At 53.4% G+C, this 24704-nt stretch carries 20 protein-coding genes and 2 pseudogenes; 7 read left to right on the top strand and 15 right to left on the bottom strand.

Annotation, left to right across the window (positions count from 1 at the left end; genetic code table 11):
- Positions 1 to 31 precede the first annotated feature (31 nt).
- The 6 genes from LPA46_RS08490 to LPA46_RS08465 all read right to left on the bottom strand — a co-directional run bounded on the left by LPA46_RS08490 (position 32) and on the right by LPA46_RS08465 (position 6151).
- Complete coding sequence (locus LPA46_RS08490) at positions 32 to 742, bottom strand: ABC transporter ATP-binding protein (RefSeq protein WP_230892151.1); 711 nt, start codon at positions 740 to 742, stop codon at positions 32 to 34.
- Positions 739 to 1422 carry an ABC transporter ATP-binding protein gene (locus tag LPA46_RS08485; protein ID WP_230892150.1) on the bottom strand — a complete coding sequence of 228 codons (684 nt, stop codon included), beginning with the start codon at positions 1420 to 1422 and terminating at the stop codon, positions 739 to 741. The genes LPA46_RS08490 and LPA46_RS08485 overlap by 4 nt, the downstream gene beginning before the upstream one ends.
- Positions 1404 to 2441, bottom strand: a complete 1038-nt coding sequence (locus tag LPA46_RS08480; RefSeq protein WP_230892149.1) for a branched-chain amino acid ABC transporter permease — start codon at positions 2439 to 2441, stop codon at positions 1404 to 1406. Before LPA46_RS08480 ends, LPA46_RS08485 begins: the two co-directional genes overlap by 19 nt.
- Complete coding sequence (locus tag LPA46_RS08475; RefSeq protein ID WP_230892148.1) at positions 2438 to 3370, bottom strand: branched-chain amino acid ABC transporter permease; 933 nt, start codon at positions 3368 to 3370, stop codon at positions 2438 to 2440. Before LPA46_RS08475 ends, LPA46_RS08480 begins: the two co-directional genes overlap by 4 nt.
- 7 nt (positions 3371 to 3377) lie before the next feature.
- Positions 3378 to 4628 carry an ABC transporter substrate-binding protein gene (locus LPA46_RS08470; protein WP_230892147.1) on the bottom strand — a complete coding sequence of 417 codons (1251 nt, stop codon included), beginning with the start codon at positions 4626 to 4628 and terminating at the stop codon, positions 3378 to 3380.
- A gap of 764 nt (positions 4629 to 5392) precedes the next feature.
- A complete protein-coding gene (locus LPA46_RS08465) occupies positions 5393 to 6151 on the bottom strand; it encodes a citryl-CoA lyase (protein WP_230892146.1) in 759 nt (252 codons plus the stop codon).
- Between the two features lie 591 nt (positions 6152 to 6742).
- On the opposite strand from LPA46_RS08465, the gene LPA46_RS08460 reads away from it, so the two are divergent.
- The 3 genes from LPA46_RS08460 (at position 6743) to LPA46_RS08450 (ending at position 10205) form a co-directional block, all read left to right on the top strand.
- Positions 6743 to 8362, top strand: a complete 1620-nt coding sequence (locus LPA46_RS08460; protein WP_230892145.1) for a class I adenylate-forming enzyme family protein — start codon at positions 6743 to 6745, stop codon at positions 8360 to 8362.
- 43 nt (positions 8363 to 8405) lie between these two features.
- A complete protein-coding gene (locus LPA46_RS08455) occupies positions 8406 to 8996 on the top strand; it encodes a flavin reductase family protein (protein ID WP_230892144.1) in 591 nt (196 codons plus the stop codon).
- A 69-nt stretch (positions 8997 to 9065) separates the two neighbouring features.
- On the top strand, positions 9066 to 10205 hold the full coding sequence (locus tag LPA46_RS08450; RefSeq protein ID WP_230892143.1) for an acyl-CoA dehydrogenase family protein: 1140 nt from the start codon (positions 9066 to 9068) through the stop codon (positions 10203 to 10205).
- A gap of 441 nt (positions 10206 to 10646) precedes the next feature.
- On the opposite strand, the gene LPA46_RS08445 is transcribed toward LPA46_RS08450, so the two are convergent.
- From LPA46_RS08445 to LPA46_RS08415, 7 genes are all read right to left on the bottom strand, one after another.
- Positions 10647 to 12281, bottom strand: a complete 1635-nt coding sequence (locus LPA46_RS08445) for a class I adenylate-forming enzyme family protein (RefSeq protein ID WP_230892142.1) — start codon at positions 12279 to 12281, stop codon at positions 10647 to 10649.
- An 84-nt stretch (positions 12282 to 12365) separates the two neighbouring features.
- Positions 12366 to 12776 carry a Zn-ribbon domain-containing OB-fold protein gene (locus LPA46_RS08440; RefSeq protein WP_230892141.1) on the bottom strand — a complete coding sequence of 137 codons (411 nt, stop codon included), beginning with the start codon at positions 12774 to 12776 and terminating at the stop codon, positions 12366 to 12368.
- Positions 12773 to 13942: a thiolase domain-containing protein gene (locus tag LPA46_RS08435; RefSeq protein ID WP_230892140.1), complete on the bottom strand. Its 1170-nt coding sequence runs from the start codon at positions 13940 to 13942 to the stop codon at positions 12773 to 12775. Before LPA46_RS08435 ends, LPA46_RS08440 begins: the two co-directional genes overlap by 4 nt.
- A 90-nt stretch (positions 13943 to 14032) precedes the next feature.
- Positions 14033 to 15493, bottom strand: coding sequence for an acetyl-CoA hydrolase/transferase C-terminal domain-containing protein (locus LPA46_RS08430; RefSeq protein WP_230892139.1), 1461 nt, complete (start codon positions 15491 to 15493; stop codon positions 14033 to 14035).
- Positions 15490 to 16035 carry a MaoC family dehydratase gene (locus tag LPA46_RS08425; RefSeq protein ID WP_230892138.1) on the bottom strand — a complete coding sequence of 182 codons (546 nt, stop codon included), beginning with the start codon at positions 16033 to 16035 and terminating at the stop codon, positions 15490 to 15492. The genes LPA46_RS08430 and LPA46_RS08425 overlap by 4 nt, the downstream gene beginning before the upstream one ends.
- On the bottom strand, positions 16035 to 17234 hold the full coding sequence (locus tag LPA46_RS08420; RefSeq protein ID WP_230892137.1) for an acyl-CoA dehydrogenase family protein: 1200 nt from the start codon (positions 17232 to 17234) through the stop codon (positions 16035 to 16037). The genes LPA46_RS08425 and LPA46_RS08420 overlap by 1 nt, the downstream gene beginning before the upstream one ends.
- Before the next feature lie 36 nt (positions 17235 to 17270).
- A complete protein-coding gene (locus LPA46_RS08415; protein ID WP_230892136.1) occupies positions 17271 to 18617 on the bottom strand; it encodes an MmgE/PrpD family protein in 1347 nt (448 codons plus the stop codon).
- A 97-nt stretch (positions 18618 to 18714) separates the two neighbouring features.
- On the opposite strand from LPA46_RS08415, the gene LPA46_RS08410 reads away from it, so the two are divergent.
- From LPA46_RS08410 to LPA46_RS08395, 4 genes and pseudogenes are all read left to right on the top strand, one after another.
- Positions 18715 to 19488: an IclR family transcriptional regulator gene (locus LPA46_RS08410; RefSeq protein WP_230892135.1), complete on the top strand. Its 774-nt coding sequence runs from the start codon at positions 18715 to 18717 to the stop codon at positions 19486 to 19488.
- Positions 19489 to 19981: 493 nt separating this feature from the next.
- Positions 19982 to 20128, top strand: a pseudogene (locus LPA46_RS08405) (IS6 family transposase); the annotation flags it as partial.
- Between the two features lie 120 nt (positions 20129 to 20248).
- Positions 20249 to 21523 carry an IS4 family transposase gene (locus LPA46_RS08400; protein ID WP_230892360.1) on the top strand — a complete coding sequence of 425 codons (1275 nt, stop codon included), beginning with the start codon at positions 20249 to 20251 and terminating at the stop codon, positions 21521 to 21523.
- A 13-nt stretch (positions 21524 to 21536) separates the two neighbouring features.
- Positions 21537 to 22035 (top strand): annotated as a pseudogene (locus LPA46_RS08395) (IS6 family transposase); the annotation flags it as partial.
- 38 nt (positions 22036 to 22073) lie between these two features.
- Here the strand turns inward: LPA46_RS08395 and LPA46_RS08390 are convergent.
- A complete protein-coding gene (locus LPA46_RS08390; protein WP_230892134.1) occupies positions 22074 to 23270 on the bottom strand; it encodes a 3-hydroxyacyl-CoA dehydrogenase in 1197 nt (398 codons plus the stop codon).
- Positions 23271 to 23581: 311 nt separating this feature from the next.
- On the bottom strand, positions 23582 to 24382 hold the full coding sequence (locus tag LPA46_RS08385; protein ID WP_230892133.1) for an enoyl-CoA hydratase/isomerase family protein: 801 nt from the start codon (positions 24380 to 24382) through the stop codon (positions 23582 to 23584).
- Positions 24383 to 24704 lie beyond the last annotated feature (322 nt).

The following is a 24704-nucleotide window of genomic DNA, read 5'->3' as shown; positions in this document are numbered from 1 at the left end:
TCGCAGGGAATCCTAAAAGTAATTACGGGTTTTAATTGATTGTTTCTTGAAGGATACGCTCGTATTCTGCTTCGAATTTTCCTCGTTCGCCAAGGTACTGAAGAGTACTCTTTCGCATCAGGTATAGCTCATCGGCGACTTCCTTTGACAGTTGGATTTTCTCATCAACCAATAGTACGGTGACGCCCTCGTCACTAATCTCTAAAATTGTGTCGCGAACGTCTTCAACAATTTTAGGTGCGAGTCCTAGCGTCGGTTCGTCGAGCAGAATAAGATCTGGCTCGACCACCAATCCCTGAGCGATAGCAAGCATTTGTTGTTGGCCACCACTCATCGTGCCGGCATCTTGCTGGCGGCGTTCATCGAGAATGGGAAATAAGTCAAAAACCCTCTCGAGGACATCTGGGCTCGAATCCGTGACCGGAACCATCGCAGTTTGGAGGTTTTCAAGGACGGTCATTTCCGGAAATACGGTATGTCGCTCAGGCACGTACGTCAGGCCTTGCTGGATAAGTTCGTGGGGAGCAAGCCCTACGGCGCTTTCACCACGGAAGGTAATGGAACCTGAATCAGGGGCCTTTACCCCTGCAATTGTTTTCATCAGCGTTGTCTTCCCGGCACCGTTCGCTCCGACGACAGAGACGACACCGCCTTCGGGAACCGATAGATCAACATCTCGAAGGACCGTCATATCGCCATAGGACACTTGCAAGTCCGAAACGGACAAAAATTCTCCGGTCATAGTGCCATCTCCCCTAAGTACTGTTCTTGAACTTCTTCATCGTTTTTGACCTCCTCTGGTGTTCCTTGACCAAGGACCCTTCCTTGAGAGAGGACGATTACGTTGTCTGCCAAATCAAAGGCAGTCTCGATGTCGTGTTCAATAAGCATGAGGGTTTTTTCTTCAGCAAGTATATTGAGGTGATCAAGCATTGCCGGTTTTTCGGCCGGATCAAGCCCCGAGAACACCTCGTCGAGTAAGAGTAGTTTACCATCTGCAGCCAGTGCCAAGGCGACGCGTTTGCGCTCGAACAGTGTCAGCTCCTCACCAAGCTTGTCGTTGATTTCCATCAAATCCAAGGCCTCCATCAATTCACGAGGGTCAGATCGGAAAACTCCGAGGCTGATGTTTTCGGCTACGGTCAGCTCATCGAAGACATCGACCTCTTGGAAGGTACGGCGAATACCCATGCGAGCAACCTTATAGTCTGGCGTTTGGGTGATGTCTGCACCGTCGAAAACGACGCTTCCTTCATCCGGCGTGTGGTAGCCGGTAATGCAGTTGAACAACGTCGTTTTTCCAGCGCCGTTCGCGCCGATGATTACTGTTGTCTCGCCTTGCGTAATCGAAAGCGAGACGCTATCAAGGGCGACGATACCACCGAATGTCCGCTGTACGTCTGTTACTTCCAAAATGCCCATGAGCTATCACCTTTTTTGCCGAATCCGTCGAAGTAGTCGTTGAACCCACCAACAATACCACTTGGAAGGAACAAAATCACGAGGATGAGAGTGACTCCAATGACATACGGACGGTAGTCACCGAAGCCCATCGATCGAATGATTTCTGGTAGACCGATCATAAGAATGGCGCCAACAATCGGGCCATAGATGGTCCTGAGACCGCCAAGAACGGCGATTACCAACAGAAGCACTGTCTGGTCAAGTGTAAACGCACCTGGCGTGATGAGGCCGTTAACGTGCGCGTAGAGCGCACCGCCGATGCCGAGTACAAACGAGCCTAACACGACGGAAATGAGTTTATATCGAGACGGATTGTACCCAATCGAACGCAGTAGCTCCTCGTCTTCACCAGTCGCGATTGCAAGCGTGCCGAACAGCGAGCGGTCGAACGCGGTCACGATGAAGATTACGAGAACCAAAACCGCAAGCAAGAATACGTATTGTTCAATCTGACTCGTGAAGACAAGTGGACCCAACGAGGGACTGGGCATCCCGGAAATACCGGTCGGGCCCACTTCGCCCCAGTTGGTGAAGACGTAGTAGACGATTTGCTCGAAGGCGAGCGTGGCGATGACAATTTCGAAGGTCGAGCCGATGATGATCGCCGACATCGCGACGGCACTACCAACGATGGCGGCTGTGACGCCGCCGATTAGCAGTGTCACCACGAAGGGGAGTCCCATCTGAATCGCCAGCAATGACGAGACAACCCCACCGATGACCGCAAGCGCAGCCGGACAAAAGACAAGCAGGTTTGGCCATCCAAGCATGATGTTGTAGCCTGACGCCATAATGCCAAACATGAGTACTAAGAGCGAGACGTAGCCGACATAACTTGACGAGATTACGAGCGGAACCGCGATAAGCCCGGCGAACAGAACGAATACGGCGGTACGAATCGGTTCTGTCCACTTTAGGTTTCGTAGATCGACGTCAAGTTCATCCTCAGGTGTGGCCGTCGACTCGGGATTACTCATCTGATTACCCCCTGTCGAAGAGACTTTGCCCGTTTCCGGAGTCCGGTGATAAGCGATTCTTCGCCCTCATTAAGGATAATAGCCTTCAATAAGAAGAAGGCGATGAGCACGGCGAATTCCGAGGCATAAATATAGTACGACGAGAGGTACAGTACCGCGAAGGTTTCGTAGAGACCGAGAGCGTAGCCGGCAACCATCGCCCCCATGACACGGCCGATGCCACCGAGAATCACAATGATGAAGGCCTTGATGAGCAACGAAAACCCGAGCGTCGGTTCAAGGGTGAACATTGCTGCATTAAGTATGCCAGCGGCGGAAATCATCGCCGCGCCCAGCGTGAACGCTACAAGGAACACCCGATTGACGTTGATGCCACGCATGATTGCGAGTTCTCGATCCTGGACGATTGCCTGAAGGCTGAGGCCGATCTCTGTGTAGTTTATGAGCCAATAGAGGAACACGAAATTCGCTATGGCGAATGCGATTACAACCAATTCAAGATGGGAAACGGATGTGTCTACGACCTGGATGCTACCCTCTTGAAGTTGGCCCAACTCAATGTATTTCGGCGAATGGCCCCAAATTTGGGCGTAACCCCGCTCAAGAATTCTAGATAACCCGATAGTCACGAGGATGACCCCGAAGACGTACTCCGATTCTTTCCGGTCATAGAGAGGTGAAATAATTGCTTTTTCGATAGCGGCGCCAAGTAAAGCGATTATGAGAACAGCCCCGATCAGGCCGACAACCCACGGGAGACCAGTGAGATTCACCAACTGATAAAAAGCGTATGCACCGCCCGCAAACAGCGCGGCGTGTCCCATGTTGGGAATATCCATCACCCCGAAAATGATGGTAAAACTCGCCGCGAATACGGCGAAAATGCTTCCTTGAATGAGGCCATTAATGAGTGATTCAATTAGGACCATCTCTGTCTCAGAGTTCCGTCTCCGGCGGGATGCTTGTAATCGGCGGGAGTTGACCGTCCCATGCAACAGTGTCAATTTCTGCCTCACCACTTGAGCCGTCGAACTTGATTAGTGCACCGGGAATGGACGGCTGACCTCGATTATTGATGGTCGCGTCGCCGAGGATGGTCGTGAATTCGTTCCCGACTAACGCCTCTCGCAGGTCTTGTCCGTTCGTTGATCCAGCCTGTGTAAGTGCGTACTCGGCAGCTTGTGCGTCGGCATAGACGTTATAAGCGGTCGGATGGTCCGGTGTTCCCTCTATTGATTGGTATGCCTCGAACTGGGAGAGAGCCTCATCACTGATGGTTTCGGCAATTTGATCGTTATCGGCGTAGGAGAGCCGGGTATAGACGCCAAGGGCGTATACGTTGGTCATCGAGCCACCGACTTGGTCTAGTGAATTGTAGTCGGCACCTCCGAGACCGGTTAGGATTGGCATTTCGTCGTTGAGACCGGCTCGGTCCTGTTGTGCAATGAATCGCTGCATCGCCGCTGCCCATGTTTGCACGTAGAGCGCATCAATATCGGCGTTGCGAGCGCTAGTAATGTACGACGAGAAGTCTTGTTGGCTGAACGAGAACCGACCGAGATTTTCATATTCACCGTCGTTGCCGGCTTCGTTGAACCACCAGTCCATCAGGTCAAGCGTGTCGCCGCCCCAGTCGCCTTCTTCAGCGATGACACCAATTCTGTCGATGTCGTCGCTGTCGCTGACGAATTGGAGTGCTGGATAGGCGTCCATCACTGTCGAGACCGTTAGTCGCATCATGTACGTCCCCTCGGTGTTTACCTGAGGAGTAAAGCCATGTGTGAACGTCGGAATCTGGTTATTATTGATGACCTCATTAATCGCAATGGCACCGTTCGAGCGCCACGAAGAGAGAATCATCGAAACGTCGTCTGATGTGGCGAGTCGCTGTGCTGCCGACCGTGCTTGGTCATTGGAGGATTCGTCGTCATACTCAACGATACTAACCTCGCGCGACTCGCCGCCCACATCAAGACCGCCGTCGCTGTTAACGTTCTCGACCCAGGCGCTCTGCGCTTCTGTCGCCAGTTCACCGAAGGCAGCAGCGGATCCTGACAGCGGATTGATTGCGCCCAACTGAATTTGGTTTCCACCGCCGCCACCGCCCATGCACCCAGCTAGACTGACAGCGATTCCAGTTACCGCGCCACTCTTGGCCAAAAACGACCGTCTATTGTACTCTGCCATGTGTCTCCAAGTGCCACATCTCAATGATGGTATATAAAACTTTTTCATGAGATAGTGCGTTCAGATAAATGCTTGAATGTTACTGGTATTTTATCTTCTTCCCCAATTTATGGCGATTTCAACCCAAAACTAGGCGGTGGTTTGTTCTAATCCGAATCAAACCTCGAAACGAACACAGCGAAATCCATCTAAACACGACTCTTGTCTGAATCTATCTGTCATCCGAAAATTGAATTGCTCAGGAATTATACAGAATCGAGGAGAATACCTGTGGGTTCAGCCGCAGGATGAATCCGGTAACTCGGACCCAGTGCACGGTTCGATAGCCAATCCCAGAGTTCTTCATCCGTGTGTTGAACTGACAGGCAACCATACTTAGAGGCAGGAATCGGGTGGGATGGAGTAATTCCCGCCAGTCCGACGATGGCGGCCTATCTACCCCACACAATCAGACAGTAATCGGAACCAGTCTGGTGAACGGTCGGTTCCTAGAATGAACCGATTCCGTGCCCGACTGCTTGCAAGCACCACAGAACGTAACTTCGAGTCCGTCGAAGTCTGGGGGATTTCCCGAGGCAAAACCAACTCCGGGAGTCCCTCTATGACCGAGGAGAGGAATCCTCGGGGGCTTGGCACTCCCAGCAGTCTCACCCGTCCCAGTCCGTGAACCCCGCGCGGATTCTTACCGCGTCGGGGTTCGGTGGGACTGCAAACCTGAAATCTCCAACGCTCAGGATTCCTCCGCGTTTACGCCGAGGAGGATGTCAACGGTCCTCGACGTACGTCATTTCGTCGTCAACCGACTGCCAGACGTCCATCGCGATGGGAGAATCCTTTTCCTCGATGATTTCTGCAATGAGTCCAGCTGCACGGCTAACGATGGCAAACCCACGAGCAGCTTCCGGTTCTAAGCCAAGGTCTGACGCAAGAGCTCCGATAGCTCCAGTAACATTGATCGGGAGATCTCTTCCTGTAGCCCCCTCAAATTCGCTCTGTAGGTCCCGGAGGATGGCCACATGTTCGCCAGCAACGTTGGCATCTTCGGCAAGCTCGAAGAGACGCTGAGCGCGAGGATCAACCGGGTCAAATTCGGGGTGGCCTATTCCTGAAAAACGACTCCCACTCTCTTGGTAGGCCGCAACGAGCTCTGCCACTGACGCTTCTCGGTCGTCGGCCGAAGCAATCGACTGGAGGTCGGTGGCGCACTGTTCCATCGCTCCTGCGAAGCGGGATCCGACGCCGAGCAGACCGCTTGCCACAGCTCCTTGAGTCGAGTTAGGTTCTGAAAGGAGTGTCAAACGCGTTGCGATTGCATGGGGTGTCGTTCCGTGTACCATCAATGAGGAGAGCATCGCATTCACGAGGCGCTGCTCCTCGGCTGTCAGCGACTCTCCAATAAGTAGATGGATGAATGCACTCCCGAAGTCCATCTTGCCCATCACCTCTTCTGTGAGGTTCTTCCCACGGATAGTCACTGATTCCTCGTCGTGTGTCGAAAGTCGGGTCTTGTAGTCACCGTTCATCGCAAATAGACTTGTTTTGCTTTGAACAATAAAATTGGCGCTCCATTAACTCCAAGCTAGATAGCAGTGGTGCTATTGGTCGAAAGAGGTTGACCAGTGCGAACAAACAAGGAAGGGTGACTAGCGATTCTGATTAAATGAGGTGGGCATTTCCAAATATAATTGGACCAAAAGCATTCGAATATACAAAAATCATTCCTATACTTTTAGAATTTTCCTACCTTACAGCCCTATCGACGGAATCAATACCGAAGCACGCGATAAATTTTGGTGCTCGATTCCATGCTTTCAGGTTATCACCGTGAGCGCTACTGAAGTGGCGTCCGACACTCCTGTGTTGGCAGAACGGGAGTCCACTGGCAAGCCCACCACTTCAGCGGCGGGTCGCTGACGTAATCGGAATACCGCCGAACGGGTGTTTTTGAATGTGGAATGCCGCCCTGAGATGTTTGCCACAACTTTTCGTCAAGTAACTACAGACTTTGCTGAAATATGACCACAAACCTTCGCGGTTGTCTGGGACCACCCAATTTGAACAATACCTGTTTGTGGACACCAAGCTATTTGCTGTAGTCACACGATAGCAAAGATATGACTTGGCGTGGCGACACCCTCAACGAGTTGTTAGATGCAGCCAAGAGAGACTACGGAGAAACAGATGCACTCGTCACATCGCGTGAACACTTAACGTACACTGAATTGCACGAACGCGTTCGTGAATTCGCGCGCTCCCTACTCACAATCGGAGTTCGTCCGGGCGATCGGGTCGGCGTACTCATCAGTAATCGTGTGGAGTGGTTTATTGCCACCTACGCTGTCGAACGTGTGGGCGCAACTATGGTTGGTCTGAATACGTGGTACAAGGCTGATGAACTCCAATACGCACTCCGACAGGCGGATGTTTCGACACTTATCACTCTCGATAGCTTCCTCGGAAACGACTATACGGAGATGCTCACCGATATTGACCCTGCCATCGCGTCGGGTGATTCCAGCAACATAAATTCCGTTGAGTTACCAACCCTCCAAAATATCGTTGTAATCGGTGATGCACCGCCTTGGGCACACGAGTGGACGAGGCTTATTACAAGGGCGGAGGATGTGTCTCTGGAGCGGTTAGAAACAATTGCCGAGTCCGTTTCCCCAACTGACGAGGCTTTTATCCTATTTTCATCTGGGACAACGAGCCGTCCAAAACCGATTGTTCTCGAACACGATGGGTTGGTGACGAACCCGAGAAGTATTGGATCACGACTCGGAATCAAAGACGGCGACCGCTTTTGGCTCGGGTTGCCCCTATTTTTCAGCTTTGCGGCCTGTAATGAGTCGATAACGGCATTTGCACATGGTTCTACCCTCGTCGTTCAAGAGCACTTTGACGCCGACGAGGCAGTCGCCCTCATCCAAGAAGAAGCCTGTTCTGTCTTGTATGGAATGGGGAATATGTTCAAACAGATGGAAGATTCTGGAATTGATCTCCAAGAAGCACTTGACTCAGTACGAGTTGCCTTTGTTGTCGGACCACGCCCTGTCCGTCGACGTTTTGAAGAAGAGCACGGTATTGAGCAAGTGTTACACGGTTACGGCCTCACCGAAGTTTCTGCTATCTGCGCCATTACGCACCATAAATCCCCGAAAAAGCAACGGCTAAACACCGTCGGACACCCGCTTGCCAACGTCGACATTCGGATTAAGAACCCGGAAACAGGCGTCGAGGTTGCTCCCGGCAAGGAAGGTGAAATATGTGTTCGAAGTCGAGCGATGTTCAGAAAATATCTCAAGCGACCAAATAGGACTCGAAAAGCCATTGACGATGAAGGATACCTTCGAACCGGTGATCTCGGATGGCTTGATGCGGACGGCCGACTGGTCTTCGAAGGCCGTATCAAAGATATGATTAAAACCGGCGGTATTAATGTCTCGCCACAAGAGGTCGAGCGCGTCATTAGCCAGCATCCAGATGTCGATGAAGTATCCGTAGTAAGCCTGCCTGATGACGAAAAGAATGAAGTCGTTGGTGCAGTGGTGAGGCCCGTGTCGAATCGCCCGCTCACCGAAAACGAAATTATTTCATTCTGTGCAGAGCAGATGGCGGGTTACAAGGTCCCGGCTGCGGTTGACATCCGTAAGGGTGAATTTCCACGGACAGATACTGGAAAAATTCGGAAGGTCGAGCTCCGTGAAGACCTCGTCGACGAGACGGAACGTTGAGTACCACCAATGAACATATGGTAATGACCTACATACATTGAGTATGGAGACAGATTTACGTGGGGACACGCCTGGTGTTCACCGGCTGCTCACAAGTCTCGTCGCACCACGCCCTATCGGATGGATAAGTACCATAGACACGAGCGGCGTGTCGAACCTTGCGCCATACAGCTATTTCAACCTCGTCCATACTGACCCGCCGGTTGTGATGTTCTCAGCAGAGGACGGCGACGACGGTTTGAAGCACACACCCGCGAACGCAATCGAAACCGGAGAATTTGTTATAAATCTAGTTACAGAGGCGCTTGCGGAGGCGATGGAACACACGGCTCATCCTGCTTCAGCTGCTGAAAGTGAGTTCAAGTCTGCAGGGCTTGAGGAAGCACCCTCAGTTGTGGTTGACGCCCCGCGGGTTGCTGCGTCTGCGGCACATCTCGAATGCGAACTGCGGGATACAAAGAAAATCCACGGAAGCACGTTAATTTTCGGTGACGTCAGACACGTCCATGTCGATGAGGATTTGCTGACGGACGAAGCAATCGACGCTCGAAAAGTCGACGCAGTCGGCCGACTCGGCGGGCCGTATTTTACGGGTATAAACCAACTCTCGCTTACGCGAAGGACCGATTACTGACGCAATTTCGGTCTATCCGTGTTGTGTGTCACCATTACACTTATCAGGTACTCCCTTCGAAACCCCCATATGGAAGCTCTTACCGATGAGCAGCGGATGGTTCTCAAGACCGTTCGGGAACTCGCCGAGCAGAATTTTGCCGAGAAGGCGTGTACTTGGAACGACCAAGCACCGTGGGAGAACATCCAACTTCTCGCTGAGCACGGGTTTCTCGGCCTCAATTTTGACGAGAAGTACGGCGGTGGCGGGATGACAGAAATCGAAGCTGTGCTGATGATTGAAATCGTCTCCCGGGTCTGTCCTGACACAGGACTATTCCTCAACTCTCAACAGATGCTCGCCCCGCGTGCCGTCAATGAGTTCGGGACTGAATCTGCGAAAAAGGCCTATCTTCCACCCATTATGAACGGTGAAGACGCGATGGCACTCGCTATCTCTGAACCCGATGCCGGGTCTGACGTCAGTGCGATGAACACAACTGCGGTAGAAGACGGCGACGGTTTCCGCGTGACCGGTGAGAAGACATGGGTGAGCGACGTTCCGCACTCCAGTTCTGCCGTCGTTTGGGTCCGGTACCCCAATGAAGGGCTTGGCTCCCTTATTGTGGATTTCGACGCAGAGGGCGTCGACATCGCCAATCATTTCACGAATATGGCCGGTCACAAACAGACACAGTTCTATATGGAGGATGTCTATGTCCCCAAGGAGAATGTTCTCACACATGGGCGATCCGCATTCAAGGAACAACTTGTTTCCCTGAACTGGGAGCGACTCGGAAACGCAGCGATGATAACCGGACGAATGGCATTTGCCCTCGACATGGCAATCGAGTACGCGACAGAGAGAGAACAATTTGGACAGCCCATCGGCGATTTTCAGGGCATCGAATGGAAACTTGCCGATCTCGTCAAACAGTACAAAGCCGCACAGGGACTAACCCACCAAGCGGCCCGTAATGCCGTTTCGGCCGACCGGACACTGAATCGGCTTGACGCATCAGTCGCAACCCTCTATGCGTCGGAGGTTGCGGAACGCGTTGTGAGCGAGTGCCTCCAGATTCATGGCGCGAACGCCTACCAGCGAGGCCATCCATTGGAATTCCTCTATCGGGATGTTCGTGGGTGGCGCATCGGTGCGGGAACCGACGAAATTCAGAAGAATCAGATTGCGGATGCGATAAAGGAGAACGGACTTGGCCACATAGTGTAACTGCCAGCACCTATCTTCTGCAAGGAGAGAATCCCGTCGTTCACGACGGGCGTGAATCCACCAACGCCGACACAATCACTGCTCAGCACCAATACGGGTATCTACGTGAGGTCACTTCCTAGTATGACGCACTCCGAGGCGGCATGACCGCCACCTAAATGCACAATATCGGAAATTCCGAGACCCAGGATGTTCGAGACACTCTCTCGAAGGGCTGTGGTGTCTCAACCAAGATAATTCCGAGTCCCATGCTGGGATAGGAGTGACGGCGGTGTGGCCCCGCCATCGGCCCGTCATGCCAACCGGTCGAAAACCAGCAAATAGCCCAAACCAGCGGTGCGGTGGGACGCCTCGCCGTTCACGGCGAGGAGGTCACAATTTAGGGCACCATATTTTCGCAAAGATCAATCTGTTCTGTCGGCGTTGTGTCCACTGTGGCCGCTATTCGACATAGCGGTCCGCGACCCGATCACGAAGTTCGACCTTTTGTATCTTCTCTCCGTGTGGGCCGGCCGATCGCGGAAATTCATCTACGAACTCAATAGCTTCCGGTTCTTTGTAGTCCGCAACGTAGTCATCCAGAAATTCATAAATCTCGTCGGCGGTAAGGGTTTCGTCGCTTCGTTGGACGAAGGCAACGGCGACCTGTCCGTGTCGGGGATGTGGTGCACCGACGACTTGGGAAAGCGAAACGCCTTCGTGTTCATTTATGACGGTTTCAATATCACGTGGTGCGACGAGAAATCCACGGATACGGAGTGCATCGTCCATCCGAGATTGATAATAGAGATGACCATTTTCAGGGTCACGGACGCCAAGATCCCCCGTATGAAACCATCCGTCGTTGTCGATGGCTTCGTTCGTCTTATCCGGCTTCCCGAGATACTCGTTCATCACGTTGAATCCTTTAAGGCATATCTCACCTGATTCACCGTCTGGGAGAGCATCGCCGGATTCGGGGTCAGCAATACGCACCTGCTCCTCTTCCGGGAAAATCATCGGCCCGCCAACACGCTTTCGGCTCTCTTGGGAATCGTTTGGATCGCCTACGAATATCTGACTGTTCCCCTCCGAGAGTCCATAGGGCTGGCAAATCGGAATCCCGGTGCGGTCTTCGATGGCCTCGAAAACGGACTCGTCATAGCCCATGCTGACGAATCCGATAACACCTTTTGTGAGCGAGGCGACGCGGTCCTCCGTAAACGCATCATCCTCAATAAGTCGCTGATACATTGTAGCGAGTCCAGACATATATGTGACGCCGTGGTCCTCAACATTCCTAATCGTTTGTTCGGCGTCAAAGTGAGTCTGCACAATTTGTGGAATGCCATGCGTAAGAACACTCATGAACATGTTATAGCCCCAAATACCACAAAACGGGAGGATTCCGAGGCCAACATCGTCCTCACCAAGCCCGAGGTGTTCACCTACTTGATAGGAATGGTTGAGCAGCGAACGGTTGGACTGCAGAACACCTTTTGGGTCGCTAGTTGTGCCGCTTGTATAAAAGACGCAAGCAGGAACCTCAGCCTCTGTCGCCGCCGAAATATCATCCTGCTCACGCCCACTATCCTCAACATCCGCATACGCTCTCACTGCTGGGAAGTCGTCGTGGGAGTCGAGAGCAATGACGTGTTCGAGCGATGGGACGGAATCTGGATTGAACTCCTCTGGCGTTGTGGTTTCAATCTCAGGGATGGCATCCGCAACCATCTCGAGGTACTGGTTTCCGAGGAAAGCTTCCTCGGTAAGCAGGACGGAACACGACGAATCCGACATCATATACTCGAGCTCATGAGTTCGGTAACGCGTATTCACCGCAACAATGGTCGCACCAAGGTAAGAGGCAGCGAGTTGGGCTTTGATCCATTCGGGCCGGTTGCTCAGCCACACAGCTATCCTATCCTTTGCCCCAATCCCGAGGTCGGCAAGGCCGTGTGCGAGTGCCTTGCTCTCGGCGATTAAGTCGTTATAGGTCGTTGCCTCTCCCTCGAACCGCATCGCGACTGTATCTGGATTTTCGGATGCAACGGCGTCGATCCCTTGATAAATGGTAGCATTGGGCCAATTGAGCATACAGTAGAAGAATATCACGGAGCAGCAAAAAACCCGGGTTTGGCACACTCCAGCACGTCCTTCTGTTGGCGAAAGAAACGGAGCTCAATCGAGACGGAAGACGGGTATTCCGACGCCTTCCTCCTCGGTTAAGATGAACGCGACGGAGACCGGGTCGCCGACGGAGACATCGCCGGGATCACAGTCGACAAGGTTCGTCATAATCCTTGGTCCTTCAGCCAGCTCAACGTAGGCAACAACCAGTGGAAGGTCCGTCTCGGGCCAACCCTCCATACGTTCGGCGACGGAGTACGAGTAGACTGTGGCACCGCCGCTGGCCTCCATCCACTCTGTCTCTGTGAAACAGTCGGGGCAGCGTGCTCGGGGATAGTGGATGGCGAGGCCACAGTCGGGGCACTTAGAAAGTAATAGTCGTTCGTTGCTCGCACCGTTCCAGTAGCGCTCGTTCTCGGGTGTAACTGTTGGCAAGGGACGCGGCTCCCACGTATCCATCATGAAGTACCCTCCTCCCCGAGGATAACCGTCGCCGCACCGTGTCGGGTCGCAATACTGCCGCCGGTGCCGTGTGCGAGCGCGATGTCGGCATCAACCTGTACCTCGGGATTTGCCTCGCCACGGAGCTGTCGCACAGCCTCGATGACTTTTGTCATCCCGCCACGATTCCCTGGGTGATTCGAACAGAGGCCACCGCCGTTGGTGTTGAATGGGAGTTCGCCATCCGCGCGTAGGGCCCCATCCGCGACAAACGTGCCGCCATCGCCTTTTTTGCAAAACCCGAGGTCTTCGATGGCTTCGAGGACGGTGATTGTGAAGGAGTCATAGATGGAGGCGTAGTCAACGTGTTCGGGGCCGAGACCTGCCTCCGTGAAAGCCCGTTCACCAGATTCAACAGCTCCTGTCGTGGTGATATCGAGTCGGCCGGCATTGTGATGCTTTGGTGCTTCTCCATGGCCCAGCACTTTAACACACTCACGATTAATTTGAGAACGAACATCCTCGCTGACGACGAGGAGAGCCCCCCCACCGTCCGAAATGACACAACAATCGAGTAAGTGTAGTGGTTCTGCAACGACGGGGGATTCAAGGACATCGTCAACAGAGACCGGATCGGGGTACATCGCGTGTTCGTTATATTGGGCGTGATGGGACGCTGCAGCGCGTATCTCTGCAAGCTGCTCACTGGTCGTTCCGTACTCCTCCATATGACGACGTGCGGCCATTCCGTACATTGTCACGTTCGTCGTGCCATAAATGCGCTCGTAGCTATCCTGAACAGTCCGGAGCTTCCGAGCTCCGGAACCCGTCGACTGTCCGCGTGAACGTGGACGTCCAGCGAGCGTAATCAACGCGACGTCACACTTATCGTCACGAATGGCGCTTGCGGCGTGGCCGACGTGTGAGATATAGGACGACCCACCGTAATCTGTCGAATCAGCATATGCGACATCTAAGCCAAGGTAATCGGCAGCCATCAACGGCGTCAGACCGTGTTCCATTTCAGGCACGCCGGCGGTGAAGTAGGCATCAACGTCGTCTTTTGGAATTCCGGCGTCCCTGAGTGCGCCCACGGCGACGTCTGCGTGGAGTTGCATCGTCGATTTGTCTGGAGCTTCCCGCGTTGGGTGCTCATAAGCCCCCGCGATATACACTGATTCAGGCATTAGACCACCCCTCTACCGTATCTGTATATCGTGAAATTGTTGTGCTGGCAATACAGGAGGTAATGCGGCTTGTGGTGGTTTCTGATTCAATCATGTTCGGTTAACGTGCCAATCGAGTGCCGTTTCGATATCGTGGGGAATGTGCCCACCGGAGGCGAGCCCGCGGTCGAGATACTCTCGGAGGCCTTCCCGGTAGTCCGGATGGGCGCACTGCTCGATGAAGGCCGTCGCGGTTTCTTTTGGGGATTTACCACGGAGGTCAGCGACGCCTTGCTCGGTAACGACTACGTCGATATCGTGTTCAGTATGGTCTACGTGAGGAACCATAGGAACGATTCGGGAAATTTCGCCACCATCGGCTGTTGACGGAAGCGCGAGCACGGCGAGTGGGGAGTGGCGGTTGAAATCACCGCTTCCCCCGATTCCGTTCATCACGCGCGTGCCGTTCAGGTGTGTTGAGTTTACATGGCCGAACAGATCGACTTCGAGCGCACTATTTACGGCGACGACGCCGAATCGATCGATGAGCGTTGGGTTGTTTGAGAGGTCCCCTGGCCGAAGAACTACGTCCTTGGCATAGCGGTCGAGGTTGTCGAACAACCGCTTTTGTCCTTCGCTGGACAACGCGAGCGATGTCGCACTCGCAGCGGTCAATTTTTGCTCATCAAGGAGGTCAAGTAAACCGTCTTGGATGACCTCACCGAAATATATCAAGTCGCGGCTACCGAGGTCTGCATCGCCAAGCGCGCTCATCAGCGCATTTCCAAGGCTTCCGACGCCGAACTGGATATGGAGTGATTCTTCGAAAATGGGTGACCGCCGGACCTCGTCTTCGAGGAATGTACCGAGGTTCGACGCAATCGCGCGGTCGTCAGAGGTCGGATCACGGAATTCGTAGGGCTGGTCGCGGCGGTCGGTTTCGACGACGCCAACGAGTTTCGAAGCGTCAAACTCTATCCTTTCATCCCCAATCCGTCCGCCAGGGTTGGTGAGCGGATTTGGTGCCCGATTCGGAGGTCTTTCGGGGCGATAGATGTCGTGAAATTTACGGACGGCTGTTGGGACTGAGCGATTGAGTTCGACGATGAGGCGATCCGCGCTTTCGACGAAAGCGGGCGTCTGGCCGATGCTCATCGTGGGAATTAGCCAATTCGTGCCCACTGCAAGAGCTTCGACGACAGCAGTACCCCCATCTGCGAGCCCGCCGTATTGAACCTCGTCACCGAGTGTGCTGATGTTCCGATCTTGGAAAGCAATTTCCTGCGCGTTGACGGCCTTCCGAGCAGGAGAGCGGGCCTGATATGGATAGCGTCGAGCGATTGCGTCGGCCTCAACAAGTTTGCTGTCTATTTCGTTTCCGACACTCCCGCCGCTTATCACAGTAAGAGAAAGGTCGCGGTTCGAGGCTGCGAGTGCGAGCGGAACCGTCTTTGGGTAGCCGACACTGCCGAACCCGCTAACGAGTAGGGTTTCGTCGGCAGCTATGTCGGTGGCTACCTCTGAGGCGTCGCACAGGGGCAGATTACCGACGAGTCGCTCGCCATCGTTCATTCACCTTCACCCGGTTGTGTCCCGACCCCCCCTGGCCATCCTGGGGGCCGTGCTGCGGATGGCTCAGCGTGTTCACGTTTGAGCACCATCGGCGTCCGTTCAAGCGAAAGAACGAGGTCGTCATTTTCATTATACGCGCGTAGCTCCGTCGTAACCATTCCCACATGGTCGCGGCTTTCGGACTCACGCTTGGAGAGGACCTCGGATTCCGCGAAGATTGTATCACCGTGGAAAACGGGGCCGTGGTGGCGGACCTTGTCGTATCCAAGGTTCGCCGTGGCGTTCATTGAAACATCAATGACGCTCATCCCAACCGCTAGCGAGATAACGAACGTGCCGTTGACGAGACGTTCACCGAACTCCGTCTCCGACGCATACGCCTCATTGAAGTGCATCGGGTTGGTATTCATGGTGACATTCGTAAACCAGACGTCGTCCGTCTCGGTGACTGTCCGCCCGTATGGATGTTTGTAAACGTCACCCACCTCGAAATCTTCATAGAACCTTCCCTGCCAGCCGGGTTTAAGTGATTTTTCTGTCATCAGTAGGATCGCGGAAGTCCGAGAACATTCTCACCGATGTAATTCAACGCGAGTTGCTGTGTAATTGGCACTAGTCGCGTGAGGCGTGCTTCGCGGAAGAATCGCTCGACGTCGTATTCGCGTGCGATGCCAAACCCTCCGTGGGTTTGCACAGCGGCGTCAGCGGCTTGGAACGCTGCGTCAGAAGCGAGGAATTTCGACATGTTCGCGAGTGCTCCGACGTCTTTCTGGGTCGCTTCGCCGGCCTCGTTTGCGGCATTATATACCATCCCTTTAGCGGCCTGGACGCGAGCATGTGCTTCGGCAAGCGGATGCTGTATCGCTTGGTTGGAACCGATTGCAGCTCCAAACACCTCTCGCTCGTTCGCATAATCGACGCCAGCTTCGATAGCTGCCTCTCCGAGTCCGATACACTCGGCCGCAATGGCGAGTCGTTCCTCGTTGAGGCCGTCGAGCATTTGGTAAAATCCCATTCCTACCTCGCCAATTACGTTCTCTTCGGGGATTCGGAGGTTCTGGAAGAAGAGCTCGTAGGAATGAACTGGTCCACTCGCTGTCTTGTCTATTTGCTCAATCTCGAGTCCGTTTTGCTCGTAAGCCTCCTCAAGCGGAACGAGGAACATTGTCAACCCCTTAGTTTTCTTTTCGACCTCGGATTTTGGCGTAGTACGCGCCATAAGGACGAGATAGTCACTCGCGTCAACCCGGGAAATCCAGATTTTTTGGCCATTAATTACGTATCCGTCGCCATCCCGCTCTGCGCGCGTCTCAATAGATGTCGAATCAGAGCCCGAATTCGGTTCGGTGAGTCCGAAGGCCTGAATCGACTCTTCACCACTTGCGATTTTTGGGAGGAGCTCTTCTTTCATTTCTTCGCTCCCATACTCCACCAACGGAACGGAGTTATAGATAGCGCCATGGACGGCTTGTGCAGCGCTAAACCCACCGCCAGAGGCGGCAATTTCCTCCATCATTACCACTACTTCTGGTGTACCCATTCCAGCGCCACCGTACTTTTCGGGAAGAAGCGCCCCAAACCACCCGCCTTCGGCGAGATCGTCTGCGAACTCGTGTGGATATTCCTCTTGTTTGTCCCTCTCACGCCAGTAAGACTGGTCAAAGTCAGAGCATATATCTTGAATCGAGTCTCTGACCAGTCGCTGCTGTTCTGTTAGCTGGACCGTGTCTCTATCTACCATTGACCGTTTGCTACACGTAAGGGAAACGGCTTAAAACTATGGTTCAGTCACGCTTCCAATTGTAGCCACCACATCCTCATGCTCTTCTAGAGTTGTGAAAACATCCACGAGAGCGTCCGCATCGGACTTGGAAATGGCGCGGCCTGCACACTCATTGAATTTTTCTCGGAGTTCTGCGTCGGTAAGTGGGTTGTCATGGGTTCCTGGTGGATTTACCTGCTGTCGCTCATAGGTACCATCATTCGTCTCGATACGGACAACCGCCTCGTGAGAGTCGTAGTGGAGGTTGTCGTCGACCTCGTATTCAACCCTCTCTCTGACGCGCTGAACGTCAGTCTCTTGAATCGCTGACTGGTCGAAGACACCGAGCCCAACGCGGTCACGAACGGCAGCGCATGCGACGGTGTACTCTAGCGAGAATTTCGCTTCGAGGCCGGTTTCAGGGTCTGAGTGGTGGAGAGCATCGGCTGCACCTTGTGCAACCCGAACGTGGATGAGCTCGATATTTTCCGGGCTAATATCATGTTCGTTGACGAGAGTCTGGGTGCCGGCGATACTTGTATGAGTGAAATAACAGCAAGGATAATATTTGATATGGATACCTCGATTGGCGAGAATCCATTCGTCGGAGTCGAACGTAAATTCGGTACGCTCCTTGGGACCGTATAAATCCCAAAATCCACGAACGCCACTTAGCGCGTCGGAGTCAGCGCTAAAGCCCGCACCTGCTAGACGTGCGGCAGTAACCCCGGAGCGCGCGGCTAATCCAGCATGGAGCGGTTTGGTCATCGATCCAAAGTTGCGCTTAAGACCGGCAGGCATCGACGCTGCGACGTTCAACACATGGCGGGCTTCCGCCGCGGAAAGGTCGAGCAATGAAGCCGCGGCGGCGGCCGCTCCGAAGGTCCCAAATGTGGCGGTTGCGTGCCATCCAGACTCGTAATGGTCGGGACTAATCGGGTCGGCTAACGCGCATTCGACCTCAAAACCGGCAGCGAACGCCGTAATGAGATCTTTGCCGCTTGCGTTGGCCTCATCCGCGAGTGCGAGAAGTGGCGGGACGAGCGTAACGCTGGGATGGCCATCCATCGACCATGCGAGGTCGTCGTAATCTAGCGCATGACTCGCGGTTCCGGTATGGAGGGCTCGATCGGTTGGCGACCGATCCGATTTGATACCCAATATGGTTGGGACGCCCGCGGTGCTAGTGTCGACACCGTCAATTTCGAACACCGCACTGCCGGCATCATCAATCGCACCCGCTAGTGTAACGCCAACTGTATCAACAAAAGCGCGTTTGATTGTTTCACGAGCAGGTTTCGGGATATCTTCGTACGTTACTGTAGCGATAAAATCGCTGAGTGCAGCCTCAGGCGAAGTCATAGGTAGAACCTCGGGAGCAACGCACATAAATATTCGTCATAAAGAAGATTTTCGACGATAAGGAACATTAAATATAGATGGGGTGAATATGTCATATATGACCGAAATAGAATCAGACTCCGAGGCTGACTCCGTCAAGTCTGTGGAAACTGTGTTTGATGTCATTGAGTTTATTAATCGGAGAGATGGAGCTACCATTTCGGAGGCCGCCTCGGAGCTTGAATATGCGAAGAGTACCATCCACCGCCACCTTTCGACGCTCGAACGTCGAGGATATGTAGTCAATGAGGATGGCTACTATGTCGGCCTTCGGTTTCTCGAGATTGGTGAAGATGCTAGGAATCGAAAACTGGCATATCAACTGGCAAAAGAGAAGGTAGAAGAGCTGGCGGAGGAGACGGACGAACGAGCACAATTTCTCGTTGAGGAGCACGGCGAAGCCGTCTATATTCACCGTGCAGCAGGCGACCGCGCTATTAGAACGGACCCCGGAATCGGCAAACGGATACCTCTGCACGCGACCGCGTCGGGAAAGGGAATTCTCGCAGCGATGCCACCAGAGAAAATGTCCCGCATTATCGAACAGGCAGAATTCAAGCAGATTACAAACGAGACGATCACAAATCCAGATACCCTGTACGACGAATTGGATCAAATTCGTGAACGGGGTTATGCTTTCAACCGAGAAGAAAATCTTGACGGCCTTCATGCAATCGGTGTTCCAGTTAAAGGTCCCAACGGGGGTGTAATTGGGGGTCTCAGCGTTTCGGGCCCTAGCCATCGGCTCACCGGCGAACGCTTCGAGGTGGACCTTCCTTCACTACTGCTTGGAACCGCAAATGAACTCGAACTCAACATCGCACACGCCTGAAAACGACTGCCGTGCTAAGATTCCTTAAAATGTGAATGAACGTGAGTTTCGTGGCCATTTTTTGGATAAAACAGCGACGGCGCGTCCCTTAACTGCGATATATCGTCTCGACAAGGATCCGAAGTGGCGTCGCCAGCCTCTCAAACAAGAGTGACGTCCTCGTACGGTTGTCCCACGTTCGGTCCCCCGTGTTTGAGAAAGGGCTTCTATTAAGCTCCAACAATAACAAAAGTACTTTTGTTATTCATCCCCATATTTGTTGGAGTATAAATTCTTGATTCCACACAAGGAAGCTTGGTTTCGGCATGTATTGAGCGTCATGATTCTTGCCTCAATCGTACTTTTATTTAATTAGTCATCATTTTCCAATCTTTTGCCGCTCCTATTTGTTCCGTATCATGGAACAAAACTCTAGGATCGGCATTGGTAGTGAGTCACCCGGCAGTGTTCAGATAAGGATGAAGGGTGAGGTGGAGCGAGATTCTAGTGATCCATGCCAGAAATCGCCCGCCTCAACGGAGGTAGCGACTGCTTCGAGTTAGAATTTGTGGAGCGAGAAGCGACACCGGAGCCTGCGATGAAATTGGGTATCCGACTCCATACCGCCGGCTTATCACTCTCGGATACCGTCTCAGTCTTAGCTTCCATCCGTCTTTAGCTAAGCCAGAAACCGCGTGACAGCAGCGGCTTATCGAGGCTACTTTTTGTGAGGAGTGAGGGGGCGACGAGTGTGCACAACGAAGCCTCCTCATCGAGAATTATGCGTCAGCTCACTACTCTCTTTCCCTCTGAGTTCCTCGAAGAGCACGCCGAGGAACTCGGCGTGGTCGAGCGAGACGGCAAACTTCAGATTCCAGTCCTCGTGTGGGCGCTCGTGTTCGGCTTCGCCGCCGGCGAGAGCCAAACACTCGCCGGGTTCAGACGCTGCTACAACTCCACAGCTGATGAACCGCTCTCTCCCGTTGGATTCTATCAGCGGTTGACGCCGACGTTGGCAGAGTATCTCCGCGACCTCGTCGAGCGCGGCCTCGACGAGGTCGCTGTCCCCAACGCTGTTGACGCTGATATCGACCGATTCAGGGACGTGATGATCGCTGATGGAACGGTGTTGCGGTTGCACGAGTTCCTCTCTGATGAGTTCCAAGCCCGTCACGAGGAGCAGGCTGGAGCGAAGCTCCACCTGCTCCACAACGCCACCGATAAGACGATCGAACGGATCGACCTAACGGATGAGAAAACGCACGACAGCACGTTGTTCAAGACAGGCTCGTGGCTGCACGGACGGCTGGTTTTGTTCGACCTAGCGTACTTCAAGTACCGCCGGTTTGTGCTGATCGACGAGAACGACGGCTACTTTGTGAGCCGGCTGAAGGATAACGCGAATCCGGTGAGAACAGAGGAATTACGGGAATGGCGCGGCCGCGCCATTCCCTTGGAAGGCGAGCAGATCCCGGATGTGGTCGATGACCTCTCACGACAGTACATTGACGTGGAGGTCGAAGCCCAGTTCAAGCGAGGCCAGTACGAGGGAACGCGTTCGTTGGATACGAAGCGGTTCTGCGTCGTCGGCGTCCGAATCGCGGACGCCGACGACTACCATCTGTACATCACGAGTTTGCCGAGAGAAGAGTTTCTCCCGGCGGATCTAGGGACGCTGTATCGGTGTCGCTGGGAGGTAGAGACGTTGTTCCGTGAGCTAAAAACACAGTACGAACTGGACGAGTTCGACACAAGCAACCGTGATGTCGTGGAGATTTTGCTGTACGCGGCGTTGTTGTCACTGCTGGTGAGCCGTGAGCTGTTGGATCTGGTAACCGAGCAGGCTGATGATGAGATCGTGTTTCCGCCGGAACGCTGGGCGGCGACCTTCCGGTCGCACGTCCAGCTCATCCTCCATAAACTCGGTGAGTATCTCGGTTACTCGCCACCGCCGTTGCTGGAGCGGCTGATTGAGGATGCTCAGAAGATTCACCAGCAACGACCAGTCTTACAGGAGACGCTCGCTACCGCTACGCAACCGAGGTGTGAGTCTTAGCTAAAGATGAATGGTCTTAGCTTCCTTCGGTGTCGAACGTGCTCGTTCAACTGTTCACAATTGGGTACAGAAAGCCGGCCTACAGCCCAACTCCGGGAAGAATCCGAATCACGTTGCGATCGACGAAACCGTGATTCAACTCAATGACCAGCGCTACTGGCTGTACGCCGCAGTCGATACTGAAACCAACGAATTCCCCCCCACGTCAGACTCTTTCCAACCAGAACAATCGTCTTGACAAAACAGTTCCTGACGGAGCTCCGCGAGAAACATCGCGTCGAAAATGCCGTGTTTCTGATTGATGGCGCACCGTGGCTCAAAGCCGCATTATTCGAGCTTGAGCTCCGATTCCAACACGTCACATATGGGAATCGGAATGCCGTCGAACGCGTGTTTAAGGAACTGAAACGTCGCACTGAGCAGTTCGCCAACCACTTCCGCTACGCAACTGCTGACTCGGCAGAAACATATGGTTGCAAACCTTCGCGTTTGCCTGGAATCAACTAATCTGAACAATGCCGAGTCACCCCCGCCCCACACTTAGCATCGATCAGTAGAACGTTCCGCCGTTCTTCGCCTTCTCCACGAGCAAGTCGCAAGGGAGTGTCTCAGCGACTTTGTCGGTATCTGTGTGGCGGTTAGCCACTTCGGTGACCTTTTCCAAAACGACATCCGCACCGACCTCGTCGCATTTTTTGAGAGGGCCAGTCGGCCAATTCCCGCCGAGTTCTGCACCGGTATCGATGTCCTCAACGCTAGCAACCTCGTTTTGAACCATCTTTACGGCCTCATTAATGATTGGCGCCCATACGAGCAGCGAATCAAAGCCTTGGCCAGCATCAACGGGAATATCTGGCTCATCGCTGTCAGTGTAGTCGTAGTATCCGGCGTTGGTCTTACGTCCATACCGTCCCTTGTCGTAGAGTTGGTGGAGTATCGGACATACTTCCGTGTCATAGGACATGGGGCGATCGTCTTTGAGGTGGTCCTGTTCGGCCTCTACCCGAACTTGGAGACCACCGGTGTAATCCGCCAATTCGAAAGGACCCATTGGAAACCCGGCTTTGAATTTCATTGCAGAGTCAATCTCTTTGATGGAGTGTTCGCCTCGGTACACCATCCACGCGGGCTCCTCACCGTACGGTCTCATCAATCGATTTACGATAAACGAGGGGATATCTATCTTGCATCGAATGGGCGTTTTATCGAATGATCTGATGATTGATTCAGCAGTGTCAGCCGCGCCATCTACCGTGTGTTCGGTCATAATCACCTCGACTAATTCCATTAACATCGGCGGGTTGAACCAGTGCGTCCCAATAACCTGTCCGGGCCGACTAGTCGTTTCGGCAAGTTGAGTGATATTGAGTCCGGACGTGTTCGTCGTAAGAAGGGCGTCCTCAGGGGCTATCTCGTCTAAATTTTCGAAAATATCCTCCTTGACCGATTGCTGCTCAACCGCTGCTTCAGTGACGAAGTCTGCATCACCAACTGCTTCCTCAAGATCGGTGGTGAACGTAAGTCGTTCAATTGCAGCGTCTGTCTCCGCCTCGGTCGCGGCTCCGTTCTCGACAGATTTTCCGTAGGACCACTGGATTTGCTCTTTTGCCTCAACAAGCTGGGACTCGTCAATGTCGTTGATGTATGTCTCGTAGCCAGCCAATGAGGCGACAGCGGCAATTCCTCGCCCCATCTCTCCGCTACCAATTACTGCAACGGTCTCGATGTCGCTGATTCCTACAACCATATTTATGCCGTCTCAAACGAGCCTGAAAAGTGTATTGCTCCGAATGAGGCCTTGCGAAGAATATCACGGCTGTGCCAAACACGACAGGCGAATAACACAGGTGGGGGTGTGACGTGACCACGCCCTGCGTCCTCGTGTGTGACGTTTTCTATGACGCCCTCAACGTGTGTTTAAGCCATTTAAACGGCGCATTGAGCAATACGCTACAAACTCCCGCTCACAACTGCTGACTCCGCTGAAAAATGGCTTCAAACATTCGCATCCGTCTGGAGTCAATTAATTTGAACAATGCCGTTTCAAGAGAGAGTAGCTTATTTTCCTTGCCACTCCGGCTCACGGTCCTCAGCGAAGGCGGTGGTGCCCTCATCGGCGTCTTCGGTCTCTTGAAGGATGTCGAAAACCCGACGTTCGTACCGTCGGCCCTCGGCTAAACTGACTTCCTGTGAGCGATTGACGACGTCCTTCAACGACCGAATCGATAGCGGGGGCTGGCCTGACAGTTCTTGGGCAAATTCCTGAACGGTCTCGTCCAATTCTTCTTCCGGGACGGCTTCGTTGACGATACCGTCTTCGGCGGCCTTGTTCCCATCAATTTTCTCGCCGGTCATGGAGAGTCGCTTGGCTCGGCTGGGTCCAACCAGTTCGGCCAGTCGTTGGGTTCCGCCACCTCCAGGAATCAGCCCAAGATTGACCTCTGAAAAGCCGAACAGGGCATCCTCGCTGGCAAATCGGAAGTCACAGGATAGCGCCACCTCTAGGCCACCACCAAGACAGTAGCCATCGATCTTGGCAATCACCGGTGCTACGAATTCCTCGGCGATACTCGTGACTGGGCTCATATTGAAGGAGCCGGTTTGGACCTCCGAAAACTCCGTTATATCGGCACCAGCACAGAACGCCTTCTCACCAGCCCCCTCTAGCACGACGACACTGACTGCAACGCCGTCCGACTCGTCATCCAACCGTTCGAGCGTCTTGAAGGCGGTGATGACGTCTTCACGCAACTGACTCGACAGGGCGTTCAGGACGTCCGGTCGGTTTAACATAATCGTCGCGATTCCAGTGTCTTCGTCTAAGTCCCACTCGACTGTTGCCAATGACTCGCTAGGCATACTTCCGTATGTCATTGGAATCAGTAAAACTTTACTGAGAATCTGTCCGGCATTGTTCAGACTAACTGATATTTGGAAAGTGAACAAACCATCGAGATTCATCGATCAAAATACTTGTAAATCAGTTTGGAGAGGCCCATAATTCGAATTTAGAAGAAATTTAGAGGAATCAGCGGACGACAACTCCCATCAGGACGTCGCTGTCCGCTTCCATCCAACCGGTTGTTCGCTCAGAGAACCAACAATAATTTTAGCTGTATCAGGGATTGAAGGCCCTCACAAACTAGTTTGGAAGTAGACACACAGATAATGTCTGGAGGAA

This window comes from Halobacterium sp. KA-6, assembly GCF_021029015.1.
In the GTDB taxonomy this organism is placed as follows: Archaea; Halobacteriota; Halobacteria; order Halobacteriales; family Halobacteriaceae; genus Halobacterium.
Note: the sequence above shows the minus strand (reverse complement) of the source record. Positions and strands in the feature narration are given on the sequence as shown.

Coding starts and splice junctions, on each gene's coding strand:
- LPA46_RS08490 (WP_230892151.1), bottom strand. CDS start 742: ATGACCGGAGAATTTTTGTCCGTTTCGGACTTGCAAGTGTCCTATGGC.
- LPA46_RS08455 (WP_230892144.1), top strand. CDS start 8,406: ATGGAGACAGATTTACGTGGGGACACGCCTGGTGTTCACCGGCTGCTC.
- LPA46_RS08400 (WP_230892360.1), top strand. CDS start 20,249: ATGCGTCAGCTCACTACTCTCTTTCCCTCTGAGTTCCTCGAAGAGCAC.
- LPA46_RS08410 (WP_230892135.1), top strand. CDS start 18,715: ATGACCGAAATAGAATCAGACTCCGAGGCTGACTCCGTCAAGTCTGTG.
- LPA46_RS08475 (WP_230892148.1), bottom strand. CDS start 3,370: ATGGTCCTAATTGAATCACTCATTAATGGCCTCATTCAAGGAAGCATT.
- LPA46_RS08470 (WP_230892147.1), bottom strand. CDS start 4,628: ATGGCAGAGTACAATAGACGGTCGTTTTTGGCCAAGAGTGGCGCGGTA.
- LPA46_RS08385 (WP_230892133.1), bottom strand. CDS start 24,382: ATGCCTAGCGAGTCATTGGCAACAGTCGAGTGGGACTTAGACGAAGAC.
- LPA46_RS08480 (WP_230892149.1), bottom strand. CDS start 2,441: ATGAGTAATCCCGAGTCGACGGCCACACCTGAGGATGAACTTGACGTC.
- LPA46_RS08390 (WP_230892134.1), bottom strand. CDS start 23,270: ATGGTTGTAGGAATCAGCGACATCGAGACCGTTGCAGTAATTGGTAGC.
- LPA46_RS08485 (WP_230892150.1), bottom strand. CDS start 1,422: ATGGGCATTTTGGAAGTAACAGACGTACAGCGGACATTCGGTGGTATC.
- LPA46_RS08450 (WP_230892143.1), top strand. CDS start 9,066: ATGGAAGCTCTTACCGATGAGCAGCGGATGGTTCTCAAGACCGTTCGG.
- LPA46_RS08445 (WP_230892142.1), bottom strand. CDS start 12,281: ATGCTCAATTGGCCCAATGCTACCATTTATCAAGGGATCGACGCCGTT.
- LPA46_RS08430 (WP_230892139.1), bottom strand. CDS start 15,493: ATGAACGATGGCGAGCGACTCGTCGGTAATCTGCCCCTGTGCGACGCC.
- LPA46_RS08465 (WP_230892146.1), bottom strand. CDS start 6,151: ATGAACGGTGACTACAAGACCCGACTTTCGACACACGACGAGGAATCA.
- LPA46_RS08440 (WP_230892141.1), bottom strand. CDS start 12,776: ATGATGGATACGTGGGAGCCGCGTCCCTTGCCAACAGTTACACCCGAG.
- LPA46_RS08435 (WP_230892140.1), bottom strand. CDS start 13,942: ATGCCTGAATCAGTGTATATCGCGGGGGCTTATGAGCACCCAACGCGG.
- LPA46_RS08425 (WP_230892138.1), bottom strand. CDS start 16,035: ATGACAGAAAAATCACTTAAACCCGGCTGGCAGGGAAGGTTCTATGAA.
- LPA46_RS08415 (WP_230892136.1), bottom strand. CDS start 18,617: ATGACTTCGCCTGAGGCTGCACTCAGCGATTTTATCGCTACAGTAACG.
- LPA46_RS08420 (WP_230892137.1), bottom strand. CDS start 17,234: ATGGTAGATAGAGACACGGTCCAGCTAACAGAACAGCAGCGACTGGTC.
- LPA46_RS08460 (WP_230892145.1), top strand. CDS start 6,743: ATGACTTGGCGTGGCGACACCCTCAACGAGTTGTTAGATGCAGCCAAG.